The organism is Roseovarius ramblicola, assembly GCF_042430665.1.
In the GTDB taxonomy this organism is placed as follows: domain Bacteria; phylum Pseudomonadota; class Alphaproteobacteria; order Rhodobacterales; family Rhodobacteraceae; genus Roseovarius; species Roseovarius ramblicola.
The window spans coordinates 183,583-203,755 of the sequence record NZ_JBHMEC010000002.1 but is presented as its reverse complement, the minus strand read 5'-3'; the positions used below and the strand labels follow the sequence as shown (position 1 = coordinate 203,755).

General features: G+C 68.1%; 19 protein-coding genes and 1 tRNA gene. 10 read left to right on the top strand and 10 right to left on the bottom strand.

Features of this window, described 5'->3' with window-relative positions; all coding sequences use genetic code 11:
* Positions 1–1,310 precede the first annotated feature (1,310 nt).
* Positions 1,311–1,386, bottom strand: a tRNA-Lys gene (locus ACFFU4_RS01575).
* Positions 1,387–1,495: 109 nt separating this feature from the next.
* Between ACFFU4_RS01575 and dapF the strand changes: the two genes are divergently transcribed.
* From dapF to ACFFU4_RS01545, 6 genes are all read left to right on the top strand, one after another.
* Complete coding sequence (gene dapF / locus ACFFU4_RS01570) at positions 1,496–2,335, top strand: diaminopimelate epimerase (protein ID WP_377066354.1); 840 nt, start codon at positions 1,496–1,498, stop codon at positions 2,333–2,335.
* On the top strand, positions 2,332–3,591 hold the full coding sequence (gene mtaB, locus ACFFU4_RS01565; protein ID WP_377066352.1) for a tRNA (N(6)-L-threonylcarbamoyladenosine(37)-C(2))-methylthiotransferase MtaB: 1,260 nt from the start codon (positions 2,332–2,334) through the stop codon (positions 3,589–3,591). Before dapF ends, mtaB begins: the two co-directional genes overlap by 4 nt.
* Before the next feature lie 13 nt (positions 3,592–3,604).
* A complete protein-coding gene (locus ACFFU4_RS01560; protein ID WP_377066350.1) occupies positions 3,605–4,225 on the top strand; it encodes an FMN-binding negative transcriptional regulator in 621 nt (206 codons plus the stop codon).
* 463 nt (positions 4,226–4,688) lie between these two features.
* A complete protein-coding gene (gene petA / locus ACFFU4_RS01555) occupies positions 4,689–5,252 on the top strand; it encodes a ubiquinol-cytochrome c reductase iron-sulfur subunit (RefSeq protein ID WP_377066348.1) in 564 nt (187 codons plus the stop codon).
* A gap of 12 nt (positions 5,253–5,264) precedes the next feature.
* Positions 5,265–6,587 (top strand): cytochrome b, encoded by a 1,323-nt coding sequence (gene petB / locus ACFFU4_RS01550; RefSeq protein ID WP_377066346.1) that lies wholly within the window; start codon positions 5,265–5,267, stop codon positions 6,585–6,587.
* 10 nt (positions 6,588–6,597) lie between these two features.
* Positions 6,598–7,446, top strand: a complete 849-nt coding sequence (locus ACFFU4_RS01545; RefSeq protein WP_377066344.1) for a cytochrome c1 — start codon at positions 6,598–6,600, stop codon at positions 7,444–7,446.
* A gap of 143 nt (positions 7,447–7,589) precedes the next feature.
* Here ACFFU4_RS01545 and ACFFU4_RS01540 read toward each other — a convergent pair whose 3' ends face one another.
* Positions 7,590–8,729 (bottom strand): alkane 1-monooxygenase, encoded by a 1,140-nt coding sequence (locus ACFFU4_RS01540; protein WP_377066342.1) that lies wholly within the window; start codon positions 8,727–8,729, stop codon positions 7,590–7,592.
* A 27-nt stretch (positions 8,730–8,756) separates the two neighbouring features.
* On the bottom strand, positions 8,757–9,821 hold the full coding sequence (locus tag ACFFU4_RS01535) for an A/G-specific adenine glycosylase (RefSeq protein ID WP_377066340.1): 1,065 nt from the start codon (positions 9,819–9,821) through the stop codon (positions 8,757–8,759).
* An 81-nt stretch (positions 9,822–9,902) separates the two neighbouring features.
* On the opposite strand from ACFFU4_RS01535, the gene ACFFU4_RS01530 reads away from it, so the two are divergent.
* Entirely contained in the window at positions 9,903–10,427 is a 525-nt protein-coding gene (locus ACFFU4_RS01530) for a DUF721 domain-containing protein (protein WP_377066338.1), read from the top strand.
* Entirely contained in the window at positions 10,427–11,044 is a 618-nt protein-coding gene (locus ACFFU4_RS01525; RefSeq protein ID WP_377066336.1) for a DsbA family protein, read from the top strand. Before ACFFU4_RS01530 ends, ACFFU4_RS01525 begins: the two co-directional genes overlap by 1 nt.
* A gap of 27 nt (positions 11,045–11,071) precedes the next feature.
* On the opposite strand, the gene lpxK is transcribed toward ACFFU4_RS01525, so the two are convergent.
* From lpxK to ACFFU4_RS01510, 3 genes are all read right to left on the bottom strand, one after another.
* On the bottom strand, positions 11,072–12,082 hold the full coding sequence (gene lpxK, locus ACFFU4_RS01520; RefSeq protein ID WP_377066334.1) for a tetraacyldisaccharide 4'-kinase: 1,011 nt from the start codon (positions 12,080–12,082) through the stop codon (positions 11,072–11,074).
* Complete coding sequence (locus tag ACFFU4_RS01515) at positions 12,079–13,311, bottom strand: 3-deoxy-D-manno-octulosonic acid transferase (RefSeq protein ID WP_377066332.1); 1,233 nt, start codon at positions 13,309–13,311, stop codon at positions 12,079–12,081. Before ACFFU4_RS01515 ends, lpxK begins: the two co-directional genes overlap by 4 nt.
* A 112-nt stretch (positions 13,312–13,423) precedes the next feature.
* Positions 13,424–13,666, bottom strand: coding sequence for a DUF4170 domain-containing protein (locus tag ACFFU4_RS01510; RefSeq protein ID WP_377066330.1), 243 nt, complete (start codon positions 13,664–13,666; stop codon positions 13,424–13,426).
* 128 nt (positions 13,667–13,794) lie between these two features.
* Between ACFFU4_RS01510 and ACFFU4_RS01505 the strand changes: the two genes are divergently transcribed.
* Positions 13,795–14,535, top strand: a complete 741-nt coding sequence (locus ACFFU4_RS01505) for a glutamine amidotransferase (RefSeq protein WP_377066328.1) — start codon at positions 13,795–13,797, stop codon at positions 14,533–14,535.
* Here the strand turns inward: ACFFU4_RS01505 and ACFFU4_RS01500 are convergent.
* Both ACFFU4_RS01500 and ACFFU4_RS01495 read right to left on the bottom strand, forming a co-directional pair.
* Positions 14,523–15,122, bottom strand: a complete 600-nt coding sequence (locus ACFFU4_RS01500) for a methyltransferase domain-containing protein (RefSeq protein ID WP_377066326.1) — start codon at positions 15,120–15,122, stop codon at positions 14,523–14,525. The two genes, ACFFU4_RS01505 and ACFFU4_RS01500, sit on opposite strands and share 13 nt — an antisense overlap.
* A gap of 5 nt (positions 15,123–15,127) precedes the next feature.
* Positions 15,128–15,784 carry a class I SAM-dependent methyltransferase gene (locus ACFFU4_RS01495; protein WP_377066324.1) on the bottom strand — a complete coding sequence of 219 codons (657 nt, stop codon included), beginning with the start codon at positions 15,782–15,784 and terminating at the stop codon, positions 15,128–15,130.
* 249 nt (positions 15,785–16,033) lie between these two features.
* On the opposite strand from ACFFU4_RS01495, the gene ACFFU4_RS01490 reads away from it, so the two are divergent.
* On the top strand, positions 16,034–17,068 hold the full coding sequence (locus tag ACFFU4_RS01490) for a succinylglutamate desuccinylase/aspartoacylase family protein (protein ID WP_377066322.1): 1,035 nt from the start codon (positions 16,034–16,036) through the stop codon (positions 17,066–17,068).
* A gap of 36 nt (positions 17,069–17,104) precedes the next feature.
* Here ACFFU4_RS01490 and ACFFU4_RS01485 read toward each other — a convergent pair whose 3' ends face one another.
* A complete protein-coding gene (locus ACFFU4_RS01485; RefSeq protein ID WP_377066320.1) occupies positions 17,105–18,127 on the bottom strand; it encodes an aspartate-semialdehyde dehydrogenase in 1,023 nt (340 codons plus the stop codon).
* A gap of 136 nt (positions 18,128–18,263) precedes the next feature.
* Positions 18,264–20,102, bottom strand: a complete 1,839-nt coding sequence (locus ACFFU4_RS01480) for a vWA domain-containing protein (RefSeq protein ID WP_377066318.1) — start codon at positions 20,100–20,102, stop codon at positions 18,264–18,266.
* Positions 20,103–20,173: the final 71 nt, after the last annotated feature.

Below are 20,173 nucleotides of genomic sequence, written 5' to 3'. Positions count from 1 at the left end.
GGCCGGGCACGTCCTGTCCCTCGCCCTGCCCGCTCACCTGGTGATCGTCCCGCCCGCGCCGTCGAGCGCACGCAAAGTTAATCTGCAGCCCCCGCACCCCCAAAGAATGTACTTCATGTCGCTGCCGAATGCTTTCTAACCCAGCGTCGTACCGCCTCAAATATTGCACCGTGAATCGTTGCAGGGCGGCTCGGCTGTTGGCGGCTTTGGTGCAACAGCGGCGCACGGGTAGGCGTAAGCACGGGTCCTTCTGTGGCCTGAACGTATACGGTGCGGTCGAGCATTTTAGTTTTTCAATGACTGGGTGCGGCGAGGGTGCAACGCACGGGCCGCCGTGCAACAACGTGCAGCGGTGCACAGATTGGTGCAGTTCTGTAACAAAGTGGTCGAGGCGCTGTTACCTTTCCTGTTACCTTGATCCGGTGTCTAACTTCTTATAAAAAAGGGAAATTATTCTTTAGGTTACAGAGTTACAAAGGTAACAAGCAAAAATAGAGAGGCCCGGCTTGATCTTGGCAAGTGGAATGCATGGATCCCGACCACCAGGTGACCGCGCCGCCCGTGCCGCCGGGCTCGATGTTCGATGCTGGCGCTGCCCTCGATCCGTTGTCCCCGCCTCGATCGCGGCGATCCGCCCAGGGCCGAGCGCGGTGGTACTGGCCCCCGGTGCCGCCCGGCTGGCCGCTGCCTCGCCCGGCACGCCCCGTCCCTCGCCCTGCCCGCTCACCTGGTGATCATCCCGCCCGCGCCGTCGAGCTCGGCCTCGATGCTGGCGCTGCCCTCGATCCGGCGCCCCGGGCTGAATTACGAAACCGCCCGAACTGTCCCAAAGTGTCACACGGGACAGTTCGGGACAGTCACGTGACGGTCTGTGTCGCGGCAGTCCAATCGGGTGCCGCCGGGCGAGGGCGCGCTGGCCCCGGTGCCGGGCGTCTGGCCGCTGCATACCCCGGCCACGGCCATCCCTCACCCCGGCCCGATCGCGTCCACCAGGTGATCAAGCTGCCGTGCCGTCGAGCTCAGTTTCGATGCCAGCATTCCCTTGATCCGCCGTCCCAAGCCCGCACACATGCACTCTGACCCCGGTGCCGTCCGACTGGTCGCCGCCCGGCCTGCCCGCCGGGTTCTCCATGTCATGGAGTGCGGTAGGATGACAAAAAAATTCGACAAAATATCCTGCCCGCTCAGGCCCCGGCGCGATGTCGAGTTCTGGCTAACCTGTCGGGGTGACTTGATGGCCTGGTGTGTGCCATGTGTGTGCCAGCTCAGCATTCAGAGCCGGCAAAAACGATCTAAGTATTTGATTTCAGTGGTGAGCCGTGCAGGATTCGAACCTGCGACCCACTGATTAAAAGTCAGTTGCTCTACCAACTGAGCTAACGGCCCACTCAAGCGCGGTGTCTAGAAAGAGGCGCGCGGGGGGTCAACCCCGAAAACGCGGGCTGTGCGTGGAGGATGCTGGAAATCCGCAGCGTGTCCGCATATATCCCCGCGCATGAATGACACGCGTGACACCGGGCTGCCCTTCATGAAGATGCATGGGCTGGGAAACGACTTCGTCGTGCTTGACGGGCGTGCGCGCGCCGTCGCCCTGTCGCCCGGGCTGGTGGCCGCGATCGCCGACCGGCGGCGCGGCATCGGCTTCGATCAACTCGCGGTGATCTCGGCGGGCGAGCGCGGCGCAGATGCGCACCTCACCTTCTACAATGCCGACGGCTCTGCGTCCGCCGCCTGCGGCAACGCCACGCGCTGCATCGCGCGGCATCTGATGGACGAGGCGGGCAAGTCTGCGCTGGCGCTGACCACCGCGCGCGGCGCGTTGCAGGCGGTCGATGCGGGGGGTGGGCTGACCTCGGTCAACATGGGGCAGCCGCAACTCGTCTGGGACGAAATTCCGCTGGCCGAAAAGATGGAGACGCTGGAACTGCCCATAGAGGGCGGCCCCGCGGCCACCGGCATGGGCAACCCGCATTGCACGTTTTTCGTCGAGGATGCAGAGGCGGTGCCGCTCGACCGGTTCGGGCCGCGCTATGAACATCACCCGCTCTATCCCGAGCGCACCAATGTGCAGGTGGCGAGCATGATCGCCCCGGATCATCTGCGCATGCGGGTGTGGGAGCGGGGTGTGGGGGTGACGCTGGCCTCGGGCTCGTCCTCTTGCGCCGTGGCCGTGGCCGCCGCGCGGCGGGGCCTCACCGGACGGCATGTGCGGATCACCCTTGATGGCGGGATGCTCGACGTCGAGTGGCGCGAGGATGGCGTCTGGATGACCGGCGAGACGGCGCATGTCGCGAGCGGCCATCTGACGCCCGAGTTTCTGGCGGGGTTCCAATGACCGGGGCGCCGCGATTCACCACATTGGGCTGTCGGCTCAACGCCTACGAGACCGAGGCGATGAAGGACCTCGCCGGGCAGGCGGGGCTGGAAAATGCCGTCGTGGTCAATACCTGCGCCGTCACGTCGGAGGCGGTGCGCAAGGCGCGGCAGGAGATCCGCCGCTTGCGCCGCGCGCACCCGGACGCGCGCCTGATCGTCACCGGCTGCGCGGCACAGACCGAGCCCGGGACCTTTGCCGCGATGGCCGAGGTCGACGCCGTCATCGGCAATACCGAGAAGATGCAGGGCGACACATGGGGACGTCTTGCCGCCGATTTCATCGGCGATGCGGAGCGCGTGCAGGTCAACGACATCATGTCGGTGACCGAGACCGCGGGCCACCTGATCGACGGGTTCGGCACCCGCAGCCGCGCCTATGTACAGGTGCAGAACGGCTGTGACCATCGCTGCACCTTCTGCATCATTCCCTATGGCCGTGGGAATTCGCGCAGCGTTCCGACGGGCGTCGTGGTCGATCAGATCAAGCGGCTGGTGGGCACGGGCTATAACGAGGTGGTGCTGACCGGCGTGGACCTGACAAGCTGGGGCGCGGATCTGCCGTCGCAGCCGAAACTCGGTGATCTGGTGATGCGCATCCTCAAGCTGGTGCCCGACCTGCCGCGCCTGCGCATCTCCTCCATCGATTCGATCGAGGTGGACGGCAACCTGATGCAGGCCATCGCAACCGAGCCGCGCCTGATGCCGCATCTGCATCTGAGCCTGCAACATGGCGACGACCTGATCCTCAAGCGGATGAAGCGGCGGCACCTGAGCGACGACGCGATCCGCTTTGCCGAGGAGGCGCGGCGCCTGCGCCCCGACATGACTTTCGGCGCCGATATCATCGCCGGTTTCCCGACAGAGACCGACGCGGCCTTCGAGAATTCGCTGCGGCTGGTGGAGGAATGCCACCTCACCTGGCTGCATGTGTTCCCCTATTCACCGCGCCCCGGCACCCCCGCAGCAAAGATGCCGCAGGTTCATGGCGCCACGATCAAGGCGCGTGCCGCGCGGCTGCGGGCGGCCGGTGAGGCGCGCGTGGTGGCGCATCTGGCCGAACAGCAGGGCCGCAACCACGCCGTGCTGATGGAAAGCCCGCGCATGGGCCGGACCGGGCAATTCACCGAGGTCGCGTTTGACAGCGACCGCCCCGAGGGTGCGATTGTCACCGCGACCGTCACCGGCCATACCGGCACGCAGCTTACCGCCGTCTGAGAGGTCAGTCGCGATGCACCCCAATCCCGCCTTTCGTCAGGCCGACACGGCGCGCAACATCGCCTTCGCCCGGAATGAGGGCTTTGGCCTTCTGGCCGTGGCCACGGGCGATGCACCGCTGATCAGCCATATCCCGTTCCTGTTGTCGGAAGACGGCACCCGGGCCGAGTTTCACCTCGTACGCTCCAATCCGATCGTGCGGCTCATGTCCGCGCCGCTGCGTGCCCGGCTCGCGGTGCAGGGGCCGCATTCCTACGTCTCGCCGGATTGGTACGGCATCGCGGATCAGGTGCCGACCTGGAATTACGTCGCCGTGCATCTGGTGGGTGAGATCACGTTGCAGCCGCAGGAGCACATGCGCGACCTGCTCGACCGGCAATCGGCAGAGTTCGAGGCGCGGCTGGCGCCCAAGCCGGAGTGGCGGGCGGAGAAGATGACGGCGGATGTGCTGGACCGCATGATGCGGCAGATCGTGCCCTGCGCGATGCGGGTCGATGAGATCGCGGGCACATGGAAGCTGGGCCAGAACAAGCCCGAGGACGTGCGCCTGCGCGCCGCCGATCCGCTGGAGGCGGCGGGGCAGGGGCAGGAGGTGGCGATGCTGGCCCGGCTGATGCGCGCGCCACCGGCCTGAGCGGGCGGGCGATGGCGCGGCGGGCTTCGCCCCCATTCCACGCCGGAGACAGGCACCGAACGTCCCCTCCGGGCCAAACCGCGCTTTACACCGCGTCTCCGGGTTCCTAGCCTTTCCCCACCTGTCTGAAAGGAACCGGCCACATGCGGCTCATCGCCTCCCCGCCTTTGCCGGTCTTCGTGCACGAGGCGCGCGTCGTGCTGCTCGAAACCGGGCTCACCGGCAGCACCGGGGCGGTGAACCTCGCGACGACTGCGCGCGACAGCCTGCCGGCGGCCGCCCCGGAGGGCAGAAACCCCCGCCGCAAGCGCGACAGAAGCGCGCTCAGATCACATCTTGCGGCGCAGCAGGCTGGACGGCTTGCCAAAGCCCCGCTAAATAGCCGCAGAGTATCGTCGGGGAGAGTCTCCGGCACCGAAGCTCATGAGGCCGTGACCGCCACTGACATAAATGGAGTAACCTCGTGTCCCACGCAGAAGATCACGAAGGCACCCGGAGGGATTTCCTCTACTACGCCACCGCCGGTGCGGGTGCCGTCACCGCAGGGGCGGCCATCTGGCCGCTGGTCAACCAGATGAACCCGTCGGCGGATGTGCAGGCGCTGTCCTCGATCCGCGTCGATGTCTCGGGCATCGCGCCGGGCACGCAACTTACGGTCAAATGGCTGGGCAAGCCGGTCTTCATCCGCCGCCGCACCGACAAGGAAATCGAGGCGGCCCGCAGCGTCGATGTCGAGGCCCTGCCCGATCCGATCGCACGCAACGCCAATATCGACGCCAATGCGCCTGCCGAGGACGCGAACCGCACCCTCGACGAAGCCGGCGAATGGCTCGTTGAAATGGGGGTCTGCACGCATCTGGGCTGCGTTCCGATCGGCGACGGTGCCGGTGATTTCGGCGGCTGGTTCTGCCCCTGCCACGGCTCGCATTACGACAGCGCCGGCCGCATCCGCAAAGGCCCCGCTCCGGAAAACCTGCCGGTGCCACTGGCCGAATTCGTCGACGACACGACGATCAAACTGGGATAAGGAAACGCGCACATGTCCGGTATTCCGCACGATCATTACGAGCCCAGGACGGGCGGCGAGAAATGGCTTCATTCGCGCCTGCCCATCGTCGGGCTGCTTTATGACACCATCATGATTCCCACCCCCAAGAACCTCAACTGGATGTGGATCTGGGGGATTGTCCTGACCTTCTGTCTGGCATTGCAGATCATCACCGGTGTGGTGCTGGCGATGCATTACACACCGCAGATCGACGTGGCCTTCGCCTCGATCGAGCATATCATGCGCAACGTGAATGGCGGCCATTTCATCCGCTATCTGCACATGAACGGCGCGTCGCTGTTCTTTGCCGCCGTCTACCTGCACATCTTCCGCGGTCTCTACTACGGCTCCTACAAGGCCCCGCGCGAGGTGACATGGATCATCGGCATGTTGATCTATCTCGCCATGATGGGCACCGCCTTCATGGGCTACGTTCTGCCCTGGGGTCAGATGTCGTTCTGGGGGGCCACGGTGATCACCGGTCTCTTCGGCGCGATCCCGTTCATCGGCGAGCCGATCCAGACCTGGCTGCTGGGCGGGCCGTCGGTCGGCAACGCGACGCTCAACCGCTTCTTCTCGCTGCACTACCTGCTGCCCTTCGTGATCGCGGCACTGGTGGCGCTGCATATCTGGGCGTTCCACACCACCGGCAACAACAACCCCACCGGGGTGGACGTGCGCCGCGGCTCCAAGTCCGAGGCCCGGAAGGACACCGTGCCGTTCTGGCCCTATTTCGTGATCAAGGACCTGTTCGCCCTTGCGGTGATCATGGTGATCTTCTTCGCGATCGTCGGCTTCATGCCCAACTATCTGGGCCACCCCGACAATTATATCGAGGCCAATCCGCTCTCGACACCGGCGCATATCGTGCCGGAGTGGTATTTCCTGCCGTTCTACGCGATCCTGCGCGCCTTTACCGGCGATGTCTGGGTGGTGATGTTCGCAAGCTGGATCACCGGCGGCATCATCGACGCCAAGTTCTTCGGCGTGCTGGCAATGTTCGGCTCGATCGCGGTGATGGCGCTGGCGCCGTGGCTCGACACCTCCTCGGTGCGCTCGGGCCGCTACCGGCCGATGTTCAAATGGTGGTTCGCACTGCTCTGCATCGACTTCGTGGTCCTGATGTGGGCCGGCGCGATGCCGGCCGAGCCGCCCTATTCGATCATATCGCTGATCGGCGCGGCCTACTGGTTTGCCTATTTCCTGGTGATCCTGCCGCTGCTGGGCGTGATCGAGAAACCCGAGGCGCAGCCTGCCACCATCGAAGAGGATTTCGATGCGCATTATGGCAAGGCCGAAACGCCCGCCGAATGAGAAAGGACGGATGACAATGTTCAGAAAAACAGGCATTGCGGCCCTCGCGGCCCTGTCGCTCTCGGCGGGCGGTGCATTCGCCGCCGGCGGCGAGGGGCATATCGAGGATATCGCCTTCTCCTTCGAGGGGCCGTTCGGCAAGTTCGATCAGGTGCAGTTGCAGCGCGGGCTCAAGGTCTACAGCCAGGTCTGCTCGGCCTGCCACGGCATGCAGTACGTGCCGCTGCGGACCCTCGCCGATGAGGGCGGGCCGCACCTGCCCGGCGACCAGATGCGCGCCTATGCGCAGCAGTTCGAGGTCTTTGACCCGGAAATCGACGATTTCCGGACCGCGAAGCCGACCGACCACTTCCCCGGCTCGCAACTGGAAAATGCCCCCGACCTGTCCTTGATGGCGAAAAAGCGCGCCGGGTTCCACGGGCCTTACGGCACCGGCATCAGCCAGCTTTTCAATGGCATGGGGGGTCCGGAATACATCTACTCGCTGATGATCGGCTATCACGAACCGCCGGAATGCGCGCCCGAGGACTTCCCCGGCTCCTACAACGCCGCCTTCACCGCCGGCGGCTATCCCGAGGAATGCAAGGACGAGCATGGCCATCCGACCGTGCCCGGAAGCTGGATCGCCATGGCACAGCCGCTCTGGGGTGACGATGTCGAATACGACGACGGCACCGAGGCGACGCTGGAACAGGAAGCCGAGGACGTGGCCGCCTTCCTGATGTGGACGGCCGAGCCCAAGATGATGGCACGCAAGGACGCGGGCCTCACCGGCGTGATCTTCCTCACCGTGCTGTCGGTCCTGCTCTACCTCACCAACAAGCGGATTTGGGCCCCGGTCAAGCACCGCAAGGCGTGACACCGGCACCACGGCTCTGACACGGCCATGACACAGCAAGGCCCCCGCCCGTTCGGCGGGGGCCTTCTTTCTGCGACGACTTCATTTCTTCTTGGGGCAAATACTCCACCCCGACACTGCCCGCCGGTGTCCCCGCTTCAGGCTCAGCGCGGCATCGGATTGGCCGCCCTGTTATAGGCCCTCCAATCAGTGATCTCGGGGTAGTACATCTGCCGCCAGCGCCGCACGCGCGGATTCATGATCCGCCGCCAAAGGCGCGGCACCATCGCCGCCATCGTCATGATCGGATAGCCGTAGGGCAATTGCGGCGCCTCGTCCGCGCCGTAATTCTGAAGCAGCGGAAAGCGGCGGTCGGGCTTGTAGTGGTGGTCGGAGTGACGCTGCAGGTTGATGAGCAGCCAGTTGGACGCCTTGTGCGCCGCGTTCCAGCTATGGCGCGGCTGGACATGCTCGTATTTGCCCCCGCCCAGATGCTTGCGCGTCAGGCCGTAATGCTCGATGTAATTCACCAGTTCCAGTTGCCAGACCGCGACAAGGGCCTGCCACAGGAACAGCAAGAGGCCCTCCCAGCCGCCGATCAGCACCGCCAGGAGGATCATGAATCCCTGCATCGCCCAGTAGCGCCAGAACGGGTTGCGCGCGTCGGTCCACGCCCGCCCCTTGCGCGCCAGCCTGTCGGCCTCGGCGCGAAACGCCGAATGCCAGCACTGCCGCAGTACCCGTGGAAAGAACCGGTGAAAGCCCTCGCCCAGGCGCGCTGTCACCGGGTCGCGCGGCGTGCCGACATAGCGGTGATGCACCAGAAGGTGCTCGGACCGGAAATGCGAATAGAGCACCATCGCAAGCAGCACGTCGCCAAGAAACCGCTCGCCGCGATCCTTCTGATGCATCAATTCGTGGCTGTAATTGATCCCCACCGTGCCGGTCACGACACCGACGCCAAAGAATAGCACGATGGTCTCCAGTGCCGACAGGTGCGCGTCACCCGGCCCGGTGACATACCAGATCATCCACCAAAGCAGCGCGAACTGCACCGGGGCCCAGACCAGCGTGACCGCGCGATACCATGTCAGCCGCGCCTCGGACGTGCCGGGATCGGCATTTTCCGTGCAGAGCCCGAGAAACGCATCGAGCAGCGAAAAGAAAAACCAGGTGACGACCGGCAGCAGGATCACCGTCCAGCCGCCCTTCAGCGCGCCCAGCACCGCGACAGGCACCAGCAGGAACGACATCCAGAACGGTAACGCACGCCGGAGCCGGGCGACCTGGTCGGGGGGTATCATCGCTGTGTGTCCTCGCGATTGCGCGTATCACGACATATCAGTGTCGAACGCGCCCCGCGCAAGGTCAAACACCTTTCGCATCACCGTGGGCAGGTCCGAGGGGCGAAACGCCGCGGGCGACAGGAATTCACCGCGTGCGGGGGCCGCATCCGGCCCCACCTCGGCGACATGCACCCGCAGCCGCAGGTGAAAATGCGTGAACGTGTGGCGCGCCTCGGCCCCGATGTCGCGCCAGCCTGCCTCCAGCGGCGGGGCGTGGTCCGGGGCGTCGTCCCAGTCGCTGCCCGGCCAGCCCAGCATCCCGCCCAGCAGCCCGCGCCCGGCGCGCCGCTCCAGCAGCCAGGCACCGTCGCTGCGCCGCGCGACATAGGCGTGGCCCAGCCGCAGCGGCCTGGCCTTCTTCGGGGCCTTGGCGGGCAGCTCGGCGACCACGCCCGCCGCGCGGCCCGCGCAGGCCTCCATCCAGGGACAAATCCCGCAGGCGGGTGCGCGCGGCGTGCAGACAGTGGCCCCGAGATCCATCACCGCCTGTGCGTAATCGCCGGGGCGCGCGTCATGCGTGAGCCGCGCCGCCGCAGCGCCGATCTCGGGCTTGGCGGCGGGCAGCGGCGTGCGGATATCCCACAGCCGCGCCATCACCCGCTCGACATTGCCGTCCACCACCGCCTCGGGCCGGTCAAAGGCGATGGCCGCGATCGCGGCGGCGGTATAGGGGCCGATGCCCGGCAGCGCCATCAGCCCGTCGCGCGTGTCGGGAAAGCGCCCGCCGTGACCGGCCACCACCGCGCGCGCGCATTTCAAGAGGTTGCGCGCGCGGGCGTAATACCCCAGCCCCGCCCATTCCCCCATCACCCGCGCGTCCTCGGCAGCCGCAAGATCGGCGACGGTGGGCCACAGCGCGGTGAACCGCTCGAAATAGCCGCGCACGGCGGCCACCGTGGTCTGTTGCAGCATCACCTCCGACAGCCACACCCGGTAGGGATCGGGCCGCCACCCGGCGGCGCGGTCGCGCGGGCCCACGCGCCACGGCAATTCGCGGGCATGATCGTCGTACCAATCGAGCAGGGCCTGTGTGTCGACCGCCTCACTCATGGTTTATCCCCTCGCCTGAAATCGGGTCTGGTATCCCGTGCCACATGACATAGATTAGCGCCACGAGGGAGGGTGCCAAGCATGGCCGCGGGCACGCGCAGATCAAGAGGATTCAAACGCACCTCGGCGCTGTTGCAGCCGAGCATCCGCCGCGTCTCGGAAAAGCGCGGCTTCGCGCAATCGCGCCTGCTCACGCATTGGCCCGAGATCGCCGGCGATACGATCGCCGCCATCGCCCGCCCGGTCGAGGTCTCCTACGCCCGGCAGGGGATGGGGGCCACGCTCACCCTGCTCACGACCGGCGCGCAGGCCCCGATCCTCGAGATGCAGAAGGAAACGCTTCGCGAGCGGATCAACGCGGTCTACGGCTACAACGCCATCTCGCGCATCCGGCTGACCCAGACATCGCCCACCGGCTTTGCCGAGGGGCAGGCGGACTTCACCCACCGGGCACCGAAACGCGGCCCCACAGCGCCACCGCCCGAGGTGGCGGCACGCGCCCGCGACATGGCCGCCCCTGTGGCCGATGACGACCTGCGCGCCGCGCTGGAACGGCTCGCGCGCAACGTATTGACCAGGACGACACCAACGAAAGGATCCCCTTGATGAGACATCTCTTCGCCGCCGGCGCCCTCGCGCTTGCCGCCTTCATCACGCCCGCGCAGGCGCAGGAGGATGGCGCCGACACCGCCGCGCCCGAGATCGCCGAAATGGCCCTCGGCCCCGAAGATGCCAAGGTCACGGTGATGGAATACGCCTCCTTCACCTGCCCGCATTGCGCCAATTTCCACAAGGGGCCGTTCAAGGAACTCAAGGCCGACTACATCGACAGCGGCAAGATTCGTTTCGTCTATCGCGACGTGTATTTCGACCGCTTCGGCCTGTGGGGCGCCATGGTGGCGCGTTGCGATGGCAGCGCGGAGAAATTCTTTGGCATCAGCGACATGCTCTACGAGAAACAACGCGAGTGGACGCAGGGCGACCCGGCCACCATCGCCGACAACCTGCGCCGCATCGGCAAGCTCGCGGGGATCGAGGCCGACGCGGTCGAGGCCTGCCTCAACGATCGCGACAAGGCGCAGGCGCTGGTCGGCTGGTACCAGGCGAACGCCGAGGCACACGACGTGAATGCCACCCCCACGCTCATCATCAACGAGCAGAAATACTCCAACATGGCCTATGACGAACTCAGCGCCATCATCGACGAGAAGCTGGCCGAGTAAGGCCCGCGCACGGGCGGCGGCGGTGCCTCAGCGCGCCCCGCCGCCGATCCCGCACCGGTCGAGCGCCGCGTCGAACGGCCCCCAATTATCCAACTCGAGGCGTACCGGCACCACCATGACCTGCCGCAGCAACCCGGCGGGCAGGCGAACCGCATCCTTTTCCGTGGTCACGGGCTGCGCGCCGCTCTCCGCCGCCTCGCGCAGCAACCGCGCCATCAGCGCCCGCGTCAGCGGCTGATGGTCCGACAGCGCCACCTCGCGCACCGGCGCGGCCCCGAGCGCGCGCAGCGTGGCAAAGAACCGGGCCGGATGGCCGATCCCGGCAAAGGCCAGCACCCGCGCGCCGCGCCAGTCCATGCCGGTCTGCAAGGGCACCAGCCGCCCGCGCAGATGCGGCACGGTCAGGGCCCCGCCCCAGCGCCCGGCGAACACCGCCTGCGTCGCCGCGTCGCCCACCGACAGGACCATGTCGGCCCGCGCCATGGCCGCCGCCACCGGCGCGCGCAGCGGCCCGGCGGGCCAGCAGCGCCCGTTGCCAAAGCCGCGCGCGGCATCCACCACGAGGACCGAGACATCCCTGACAAGCGCCGGATCGAGGATCCCGCCCTCCGTCACGATGCAATCCGCCGCACCCGCCGCGCAAATCGCGCGCGCCCCCGCCACCCTGTCGCGCGCCACCCAGGTGGGCGCGAAACCCGCCGCCAGAAGCGGCGCGTCGCCCACGTCCCCCGCACCGTGAACCTTCGGGTCCACCGCGACCGGCCCGGCGAGCCGCCCGCCTCGTCCCCGCGACAGGATCGCGGGGGCAAGGCCACGCGCGCGCAGCCGCATCGCCACCGCCTGCACCACCGCTGCCCTGCCGGTGCCGCCGACGGTGATATCCCCCACGCAGATCACCGGCACCGGCACCCGCCTGCCACCGCCCCGCGCCAGCCGCCGCGCCATCGCCGCGGCAAGGAGCGCGCCCAGCGGGGACAGCAGCCGCGCGCACAGGCCGGGCCGGTCGGGCGGTGCGTCCCAAAAGGCGGCCTGCCTCATGTTTCCGCCGCCGCGCGCCGGTCCAGCAAGTCGAGCACCGTTTCCACCACCCGGTCGGTCACCTCGGCCCCGCGCGAGGCCACCTCCCACGCCGCGTGCGCCATCGCCGCCGCGCTGTCGGGGGGCAACAGCGCCTGTACCGCAGCGGCGAGCGTGTCGGTATCGCGCACGATGCGCGCCGCCCCGGCCTCGGCATAACGCGAATAGCGATGGAGATAGCGCGCCACGTTCGGCCCGTAGAGGATCGCCGAGCCATGCGCGGCCGGCTCGTCGGGGTCGCGCCCGTGCTGACCCGAGACGAGCGACGAGCCCATGAAACAGATCGGTGCCAGCCGGTACCACAACCCCATCTCGCCGATCGTGTCGGCAAGGATAACCTGCGTCGCCTCGTCCGGCAGTGCGCCCTCGGACCACGCGATGTGGCGCCAGCCCTGCGCCGCGATCCGCGCCGCCATCTCCGCACTCTGCGCCGGATCGTCCGGCACCACGATCAGGACGCAGCGATGCGCCGCCCGGCTGGCCTCGCGATGCGCGGCAAGCACGGTTTCGATCTCGTCCTGCTGCACCATCGCCGCCAGCCAGACGGGGCGCGTGCGCATGATTCGCGAGAGGGTCTCGTGATCGTCCGCGCGATAGGGCAGGGCCAGCGCCTCCTCCTGCAACTCGCCGGTTACCCGCACGCGGGCCGGGTCCGCGCCCATCCGCCGCGCCTGCCGCGCCGCCGCCTCGTCGCGGGCGTGTATCTCGGCAAATTCCGCCAGCACCGCGCGCGGCAGATCGCGCAGCCACGGCCAGCGCGAGCGCTCCAGCAGCGCCTCCTCGGCATCCACCATGCACAGCGGCACGCCCTCGCGGGCCGCGCAGACCAGCAGCGCCGGTTGCAACGCGCCGCCGCTCCACAGGCACAGGTCGGGCCGCCAATGCGCCAGGAACCCCTCCGCCGCGGGGACCGTGTCGGGCGGCAACGGCTGGCGAAGGGCCGGACCGCGCAGCAGGTCAGTCACCCGGTCATCCGTCCCGTCGGCGGGGACGGTCATCACCATCGAGAGATCGGTGCGGTGCTGCGCCAGTTGCCGCGCCAGCCCCGCGAGCGCGCGCGCGCGCCCGGCATCCACCGCATGGGCCCAGATGACGCGGCCCACGGGCCGCGGAATGTCGGGCACGGCCCCCGCCTGCCCGCCGCGCCGCGCCAGCGCCAGATAGGCCGCAAGGGCCAGCGAGCGGCTCATCGCCGGTCCAGAGCGGGGCCGCGTTCATTCGCAGTCCCGCGCCCCGCGCCTCGCGGTTCACTCCGCATATCCGAGACGCTCAAAACCGGGCCCCGTTCCCGAGCACCATCCGCTAGCTGAACTCTTCGGTGGACGAGGCCTCGCGCTCCTCGTCCCGCAGCCGGTGCAGATGGGCGATGAAATAGCGCGTGTGGGCGTTGTCCACCGTGCGCTGCGCCTCGGCCTTCCAGGCGTCGTGGGCGCTGGCGTAATCGGGGAAAATCCCCACGATATGGATGTCGTTCACGTCGCGAAACTCGGTGCGCGACGGATCGGCCAGTTCGCCGCCGAAAACAAGATGAAGACGTTGGGGCATGGGCATATCCTCGCTGTTGCAGGCTTGGGCGCACCCTATCCCTTTCGCCCGTGGAATCAAGACAGGCCCGTGCGGCTTGACGCGGGCACGCGCGCGGGGCAAGCCTGTCGCACCAACCGGAGCCGCCGATGACCAAGCCCTTTCTCGTCCTGCAATTGCGCCCCGAGACCGACGCCGCCGACGACGAGTTCACCGCGATCCTGCGCAAGGGCGGGCTGGCAAGCGACCGTGTGCACCGCGTCCGCCTCGATCAGCAACCCCTGCCCGGCGACCTGCGGCTCGCCGATCATGCCGGGGTGATCGTCGGCGGCGGCCCCGGCTGCGTGAGCGACGCGCCCGACGAGAAATCCCCCGTCGAGGCGCGCATCGAGGATCAGGTGCTGTCGCTCATGCCCGGGATCATCGCCACCGACACGCCGTTTCTCGGCTGCTGCTACGGCATCGGCATCCTCGGCAAGCACCTTGGCGCGGACGTGAGCAAGCGCGCCCATGGCGAACCTGTGGGCACCGCCGACTGCGCACTGACAGAAGACGGCACCAACGACCCGCTTCTTGCCGGGGTGCCGGAGCGATTCACCGCCTTTGTCGGCCACAAGGAGGCGTTGCAGAACCTGCCGGAGGGGGCTGCGCATCTGGTGTCCTCGCCCACCTGCCCGTTCCAGATGGTGCGCCACGGACGCCACGTCTATGCGACGCAGTTCCACCCCGAGGCCGACGCCGCAGGCTTCGAGACGCGCATCCGCATCTACCGCCACAAGGGCTATTTCGCCCCCGAGACGGCGGATGACCTCATCGCCATGTGCCGCGCCGCGGATGTGAGCGCGCCCGAGCGCATCCTGCGCAATTTCATTGCCCGCTACGGCGGCTGATCCGCGCGTCGGAACACCGCCATCTGACTCGCCCCGCCAAGGCCGGGATGCGCGCCGCAGATGTCGCGGAACGTCACCTCATAGCCGGTGCGCGCCGCCACCCCCCGCCCCCAGCGGGCAAACCGCGCCCGGTCCCATTCGAAATGGTGCCCGGGGTGGCGAAAGCGGTGCGGCGGCACGCCGAGGACGGGGTTGTATTCTGCATTGGGGGTGGTGACGATGACATGGCGGGGCCGCATCCGGCCAAACACCGCGCGCTCCAGCCGGTTGATGTCGGCGGCGGGCAGATGCTCGATCACCTCGACGAGGCAGGCGCAGTCATAGCCCGCCAGATTGGGATGCGCCTGCGTGAGCGAGGCGCAGGCCAGTTGCACCCGCGCGCCCCCCGACGGGCGATCGGTCAGCCGCGCCTGCGCGCGGCGGAGCCGCTCCGCGTCGAGCTCGATGCCGGTGATGCGGTCGATGCCCGGTATCGCCGCCAGCCGCAGCACCAGGTCGCCCTCGCCACAGCCAAGGTCGAGCACGGTGCGCGCGCCGGTCCCGGCCACCACCGCCACGACCGCCGCCAGCCGGTCTTCGTGCAGCATTGTGGTCATCGCCCCGGCACCCGCAGGAGCGCCACGTCCTTGCGTGGTATCTCGCAGGACCAGCCGCGCGCGGCGGCGAGGGTGGCGAATGTATCCGCCCGATAGAACACGACATGGGTGGGATCCTTGCGGTAATGCCACGCGCCGAACCGCGCGTCGTCGGTCTGGAAACAGGTCATCACCGCCAGCCGGCCTCCGGGGCGCAGCAGCCTGCCCAGCCTGTCGAATTCCTCCGCCGGGCGGTGGAAATGCTCGGCCACCTCCGTGCAGGTGATGAAATCGTAGGTGTCGGCCAGCGGCGCGGGATCGGGGGAATAGAAGGGATCAAAGAGCGCCACCGCGTGACCCGCCTCGCGCAGCATCGCCGCGAGCGCCGGGCCAGGGCCGCAGCCATAGTCGAGCCCCCGCGCCCCCGGTGCCAGCCGCGCAAGCAGCGGCGCGGCGAGCCGGTCGAGAAACCGCCGGTAGCCGGGATCGTCCACCGCGTTCTCGTGCCGGTCATACTCGGCGCGCTCGGCGGCGGCATCGGGGTGATGGGCCGGGTTCATCCCGCGCGCCCCGCAGCCGTCGCAGCGCCAGTATCCCCGGCCCCCGAACACGCCGAATTCCGCCGGGGCGGGCGCGCGGCAGACGGGGCATCGGGCGGGCAAGGGGGCGGACATGGCCCCGCTTAGCGGCAGGGTCGCGCGCGGGCAAGCCCGTGGTGGCAACGCCGCGCGTCAGGGCGGCGTGAAACGACGGCAAGGCCGGGATGCGGTGGCGGGCATGGCGTGGAGGGGATGTTGACCCATCTGGTGATGAGCCGCGCGGGGGAAGGCAGGCGAATGGCGGGAACAGGCCAAATCCGGCGTGCGGCATGGACAGCCGCGCCGCGATTGCCTAAGCCTCACCCAGGTCGGGAAAGGCAGCAGATGGCAAAGCGCACACATTTCGAGATCGGCGGCGAGCGTGTCGCACCGGGCACCCGCGCCCGCGTCGATATCCCGGTGAGCACGCTGTCGAACCACACGCCCGTGCATCTCTCGGTCGAGGTGATCCACGGGCGGCGCAAGGGGCCGGTGCTGTTCGTCTCGGCGGCGATCCACGGCGACGAGGTGATCGGCGTCGAGATCGTGCGCCGCCTGCTGCGCGCAGCACCCCTCAATTCGATGGCAGGCACGCTTCTCGCGGTCCCCATCGTCAACACCTTCGGGTTTCTCAACCATTCGCGCTACCTGCCCGACCGGCGCGACCTCAACCGCGTGTTTCCGGGGCTCTCGGCGGGCTCAATGGCGTCGCAACTGGCGCATATCTTCATGGAAGAGGTGGTGCGCCGCTCCGATGTGGGGATCGACCTGCACTCGGCGGCGATCCACCGCTCCAACCTGCCGCAGATCCGCCTTACCCCCGACAACGAGCGGCTGGCCGATCTGGGGGCCGCCTTCGGCGCGCCGGTGATGATGGAATCGAGCCTGCGCGACGGCTCGCTGCGCATGGCCGCCGAGGCGGCGGGCGTCGACGTTCTGCTCTACGAGGGCGGCGAGGGGCTGCGCTTCGACGAGGCGGCGGCGCGCGCCGGGATGGCTGGGACGCTGCGGGTGATGCGCCGGCTGGGCATGATCGCGGCCAAGGGCGTGCCGCGGGCCAAGGCGCGGCCCGTGCGCGCGCGCGCCTCCTCGTGGTATCGCGCGCCGCGCGGCGGGCTCTTTCGGGGCTTCGTCGGGCTCGGGGATGCGGTGGCGCCGGGCACCGTGCTGGGCGCGGTGGCCAATGCCTTCGGCGATGTCGAGAGCGAGGTCGTCAGCGACCAGACCGGCATCCTCATCGGGCGCACCAACATGCCCGTGGTCTACGAGGGCGACGCGCTCTTTCACGTCGCCGAGACCGCCCGCGCCGCGGCCGCCGCCGAGGGCATAAGCGCCCATCTCGACGTGGGCGCACTCTTTGACGAGGACGAGATCATCTGACGGCGCGGGCCGGAACGGCCCGCGCCCGCGCGCCGCTCAGCCCTTTTTCAGCACCCGCTGCCCCAGCGTCTCGGCGATCTGCACGGCGTTGAGCGCGGCCCCTTTGCGCAGGTTGTCGCTGACGCACCACAGGTTGATGCCGTTGTCGATGGTCGGGTCCTGCCGGATGCGGCTGATGAAGGTGGCGAAATCGCCGACGCATTCGATAGGAGTGACGTAGCCACCGTCCTCGCGCTTGTCGATCACCATGATGCCGGGGGCCTCGCGCAGGATGTCGCGCGCCTCGGCCTCGTCGAGATGGTCCTCGAACTCGATATTGATCGCCTCGGCATGACCGACAAAGACCGGCACGCGCACGCAGGTCGCGGTGACCTTGATCACGGGATCGACGATCTTTTTCGTCTCGGCGACCATCTTCCACTCTTCCTTGGTCTGGCCGTCCTCCATGAAGACGTCGATATGGGGAATGACGTTGAAGGCGATCTGCTTGGGATAAACCTTGGCCTGATAATCGTCGGTCGGGTTGTAGACCGCCTTGGTCTGGTCCCACAGCTCGTCGATGCCGTCCTTGCCCGAGCCCGAGACCGACTGGTAGGTCGAGACCACCACGCGCTTGATCCGGGCACGGTCATGCAGCGGCTTCAGCGCCACGACCATCTGCGCGGTGGAGCAGTTGGGGTTGGCGATGATGTTCTTCCTGGCATAGCCGTCGACCGCCTGCGCGTTCACCTCGGGCACCACCAGCGGCACGTCCGGGTCGTAGCGGTAGAGCGACGAGTTGTCGATCACGACACAGCCTGCCTTGGCCGCCTTGGGCGCGTAAATCCTGGTCGCGTCCGAGCCGATGGCGAAGAGCGCGATATCCCAGCCGGTGAAATCGAACGTGTCGAGGTCCTGCGTCTTCAGAGTTCGGTCGCCAAAGCTCACCTCGGTGCCGAGCGAGCGGCGCGAGGCGAGCGCGGCGATCTCGTCCACCGGGAACTCGCGTTCGGCGAGGATGTTGAGCATTTCGCGGCCCACGTTACCCGTGGCACCCACGACGGCGATTCTGTAACCCATGTGTATCATGCCTCCTGAGCGGGGTTGCGGAGCGGGTCATACAGGCAATGGCGAGGGGATAAAAGCGGTTTGCGCCCCATGCCGCCACGGTCCAGGCGACGCGGCCACGGCCCCGCCCGCTGCAACAGGCAGCGCGTCACGGGGTGACGCTTGTCCGCGTGCCGGGCTCGACGACGACGGCCAGATCCCGGCCGCCGATGCGGACGGCATAGCTGCCGGCCGCCACGGTCACCGGCGCGTCCCCCGCCAGCCCGACGCCCATCAGCGTGCCCGCCGCGTCGCGTATCTCGAAGGGCGCCGCCGCGGCACGGCGCAGCGCAGCGCCCAACTCGCCGGCATCGGCGGCATCGAAGTAGCCGCCGCCCCCCGCCGCGGCCCAGGATTCAAAGGTCCGGGCCAGGTTCTCGTCGTCGATGGCATAACCCACGATATTGACACGGACATCCGTGCCCTGCGCGCGCAGCGCCGCGATGGCCTGACCGGGGTTGCCCTCGCAGGTTTCCTCGCCATCGGTGATCACGATCAGCACACGCGATCCCTCGACCCCGGCCAAATCCTGCGCCGACAGCGAAATCGACCGCGCGATCGGCGTTTTCGCGAGGTTGATCGCCGTGATCCCCCCGATCACCGCCCTTGCGCTTGCCGGGTCGTGCGGCCCGAGGGCAAGCTCCAGATCGGTGCGGCAGGCATCCGCCTCGCGGTTGCCAAAGACCCGCAGGGCAAAGCCGGTCCCCGCCGGGATCGTGTCACTCACCAGCTCCGACAGGGTGCGCTTGGCGATCTCGATCCGGCGTTCGCCGTTCTGCCGCTGCAACATGCTGCCCGACGCGTCGAGGATCACCTCGACGGCATCGCGCGGCCCGAAACCGAGGCCCGGCACCGCCAACACCTCGATCTCGCCGGGGGCCACCGGGGCCGGTGTCACCTCGATGGCGCGGCGCGCCAGCGCGCGGCCGCCACGGGTGACATAGACAAGCTCATACGCGCCCTCGGCCTCCGGAGCCGTCAGCCTCACCGCTTCGACCAGCGGGTCGATATAGGAATAGACGCCGCCCTCGGTCTGCCCCGGCGCCACCATCAGGATGCGGTCGCCCTGATTGCCGGTGCCGCGCCACCCGGCTTCGAACACAAGCCCCGCCTCGACGGCCTCCGGTGCCGCGATCTCCATGCGCGGCGGCACGATCTCCACCGGTATGCGCCCGATCACGCGGCCCCCGGACAGGTAGACCACGTCATAGCTGCCCGGCTCCTCGAAGGCCCGCAGGGTCACCGTGTCCGCGGTCGCGTTCCCCGTATACGCATAGCTGGCAGGGCTTATCGGCCCGCCGTCGCGCACCGCGAAGGTGATCCGGTCGCCGCTGTTGTCCGGCCCGTCGAACCCGACCTCCAGCCGCGCCCCGGCGGCCACCTCCGCGCTTGCGCCCAGCGTCGCCGAGATGCCGCCCACCTGCACCGGGTGCCGCGCCAGCACCGTCTTGCCGCTGACATAGACGATGTCATAGGCACCCGCGTCCTGCGGTGCCTTGATGGTGACGGTGCCGTCCTTGCTGTTGCCGGTATAGGCATAGCCCGCACCGCGGATCGGGGCCGCGCCGGGCTGTGCGAAGGTCACGAAATCGTTGCGATTGTCGGGCCCCTCCCAGGTGACGGTGACGGCCGCCCCGGCATCGACGCTGCCCGGAGCGCCCAGCGTCGCGGTCGCCGGATCGACGCGCAGCGGCTGCGATACGCGGTCCTCACCCTCAAAGGTCAGCACGATCACGTAATCGCCCGGTGCCTCGGGGGCCCCGATCGCCTGCGGGTTCTTCAGCATATAGGCATAGGCGACGCGCCGCGCATTCTCGCCCTCGGGGCGGATCTCGATCAGCCCGCCCTTGGCTTGCGGTGCGGTCCACCCGACGTCAAAGGTGGCGCGCATCCCGACACGCGCCGGGGCCTCCAGCGCAAATTGCTGGGCATATGCGCCCGCCGTCATGAAAAGAAATCCGATTGTTATCAATACCAAACGCATATCGTTACCCTTCCCGGCCTGTCCACTTGCCTGGC

What these genes read in the sequence shown, in the direction of transcription:
- ACFFU4_RS01545 (WP_377066344.1), top strand. Translation starts at nt 6,598, where the DNA reads ATGACAATGTTCAGAAAAACAGGCATTGCGGCCCTCGCGGCCCTGTCG.
- ACFFU4_RS01480 (WP_377066318.1), bottom strand. Translation starts at nt 20,102, where the DNA reads ATGACGGCGGGCGCATATGCCCAGCAATTTGCGCTGGAGGCCCCGGCG.
- dapF (WP_377066354.1), top strand. Translation starts at nt 1,496, where the DNA reads ATGAATGACACGCGTGACACCGGGCTGCCCTTCATGAAGATGCATGGG.
- ACFFU4_RS01530 (WP_377066338.1), top strand. Translation starts at nt 9,903, where the DNA reads ATGGCCGCGGGCACGCGCAGATCAAGAGGATTCAAACGCACCTCGGCG.
- ACFFU4_RS01500 (WP_377066326.1), bottom strand. Translation starts at nt 15,122, where the DNA reads ATGCTGCACGAAGACCGGCTGGCGGCGGTCGTGGCGGTGGTGGCCGGG.
- ACFFU4_RS01515 (WP_377066332.1), bottom strand. Translation starts at nt 13,311, where the DNA reads ATGAGCCGCTCGCTGGCCCTTGCGGCCTATCTGGCGCTGGCGCGGCGC.
- petB (WP_377066346.1), top strand. Translation starts at nt 5,265, where the DNA reads ATGTCCGGTATTCCGCACGATCATTACGAGCCCAGGACGGGCGGCGAG.
- ACFFU4_RS01495 (WP_377066324.1), bottom strand. Translation starts at nt 15,784, where the DNA reads ATGTCCGCCCCCTTGCCCGCCCGATGCCCCGTCTGCCGCGCGCCCGCC.
- ACFFU4_RS01510 (WP_377066330.1), bottom strand. Translation starts at nt 13,666, where the DNA reads ATGCCCCAACGTCTTCATCTTGTTTTCGGCGGCGAACTGGCCGATCCG.
- ACFFU4_RS01505 (WP_377066328.1), top strand. Translation starts at nt 13,795, where the DNA reads ATGACCAAGCCCTTTCTCGTCCTGCAATTGCGCCCCGAGACCGACGCC.
- ACFFU4_RS01535 (WP_377066340.1), bottom strand. Translation starts at nt 9,821, where the DNA reads ATGAGTGAGGCGGTCGACACACAGGCCCTGCTCGATTGGTACGACGAT.
- lpxK (WP_377066334.1), bottom strand. Translation starts at nt 12,082, where the DNA reads ATGAGGCAGGCCGCCTTTTGGGACGCACCGCCCGACCGGCCCGGCCTG.
- mtaB (WP_377066352.1), top strand. Translation starts at nt 2,332, where the DNA reads ATGACCGGGGCGCCGCGATTCACCACATTGGGCTGTCGGCTCAACGCC.
- ACFFU4_RS01540 (WP_377066342.1), bottom strand. Translation starts at nt 8,729, where the DNA reads ATGATACCCCCCGACCAGGTCGCCCGGCTCCGGCGTGCGTTACCGTTC.
- ACFFU4_RS01485 (WP_377066320.1), bottom strand. Translation starts at nt 18,127, where the DNA reads ATGGGTTACAGAATCGCCGTCGTGGGTGCCACGGGTAACGTGGGCCGC.
- ACFFU4_RS01490 (WP_377066322.1), top strand. Translation starts at nt 16,034, where the DNA reads ATGGCAAAGCGCACACATTTCGAGATCGGCGGCGAGCGTGTCGCACCG.
- ACFFU4_RS01525 (WP_377066336.1), top strand. Translation starts at nt 10,427, where the DNA reads ATGAGACATCTCTTCGCCGCCGGCGCCCTCGCGCTTGCCGCCTTCATC.
- ACFFU4_RS01560 (WP_377066350.1), top strand. Translation starts at nt 3,605, where the DNA reads ATGCACCCCAATCCCGCCTTTCGTCAGGCCGACACGGCGCGCAACATC.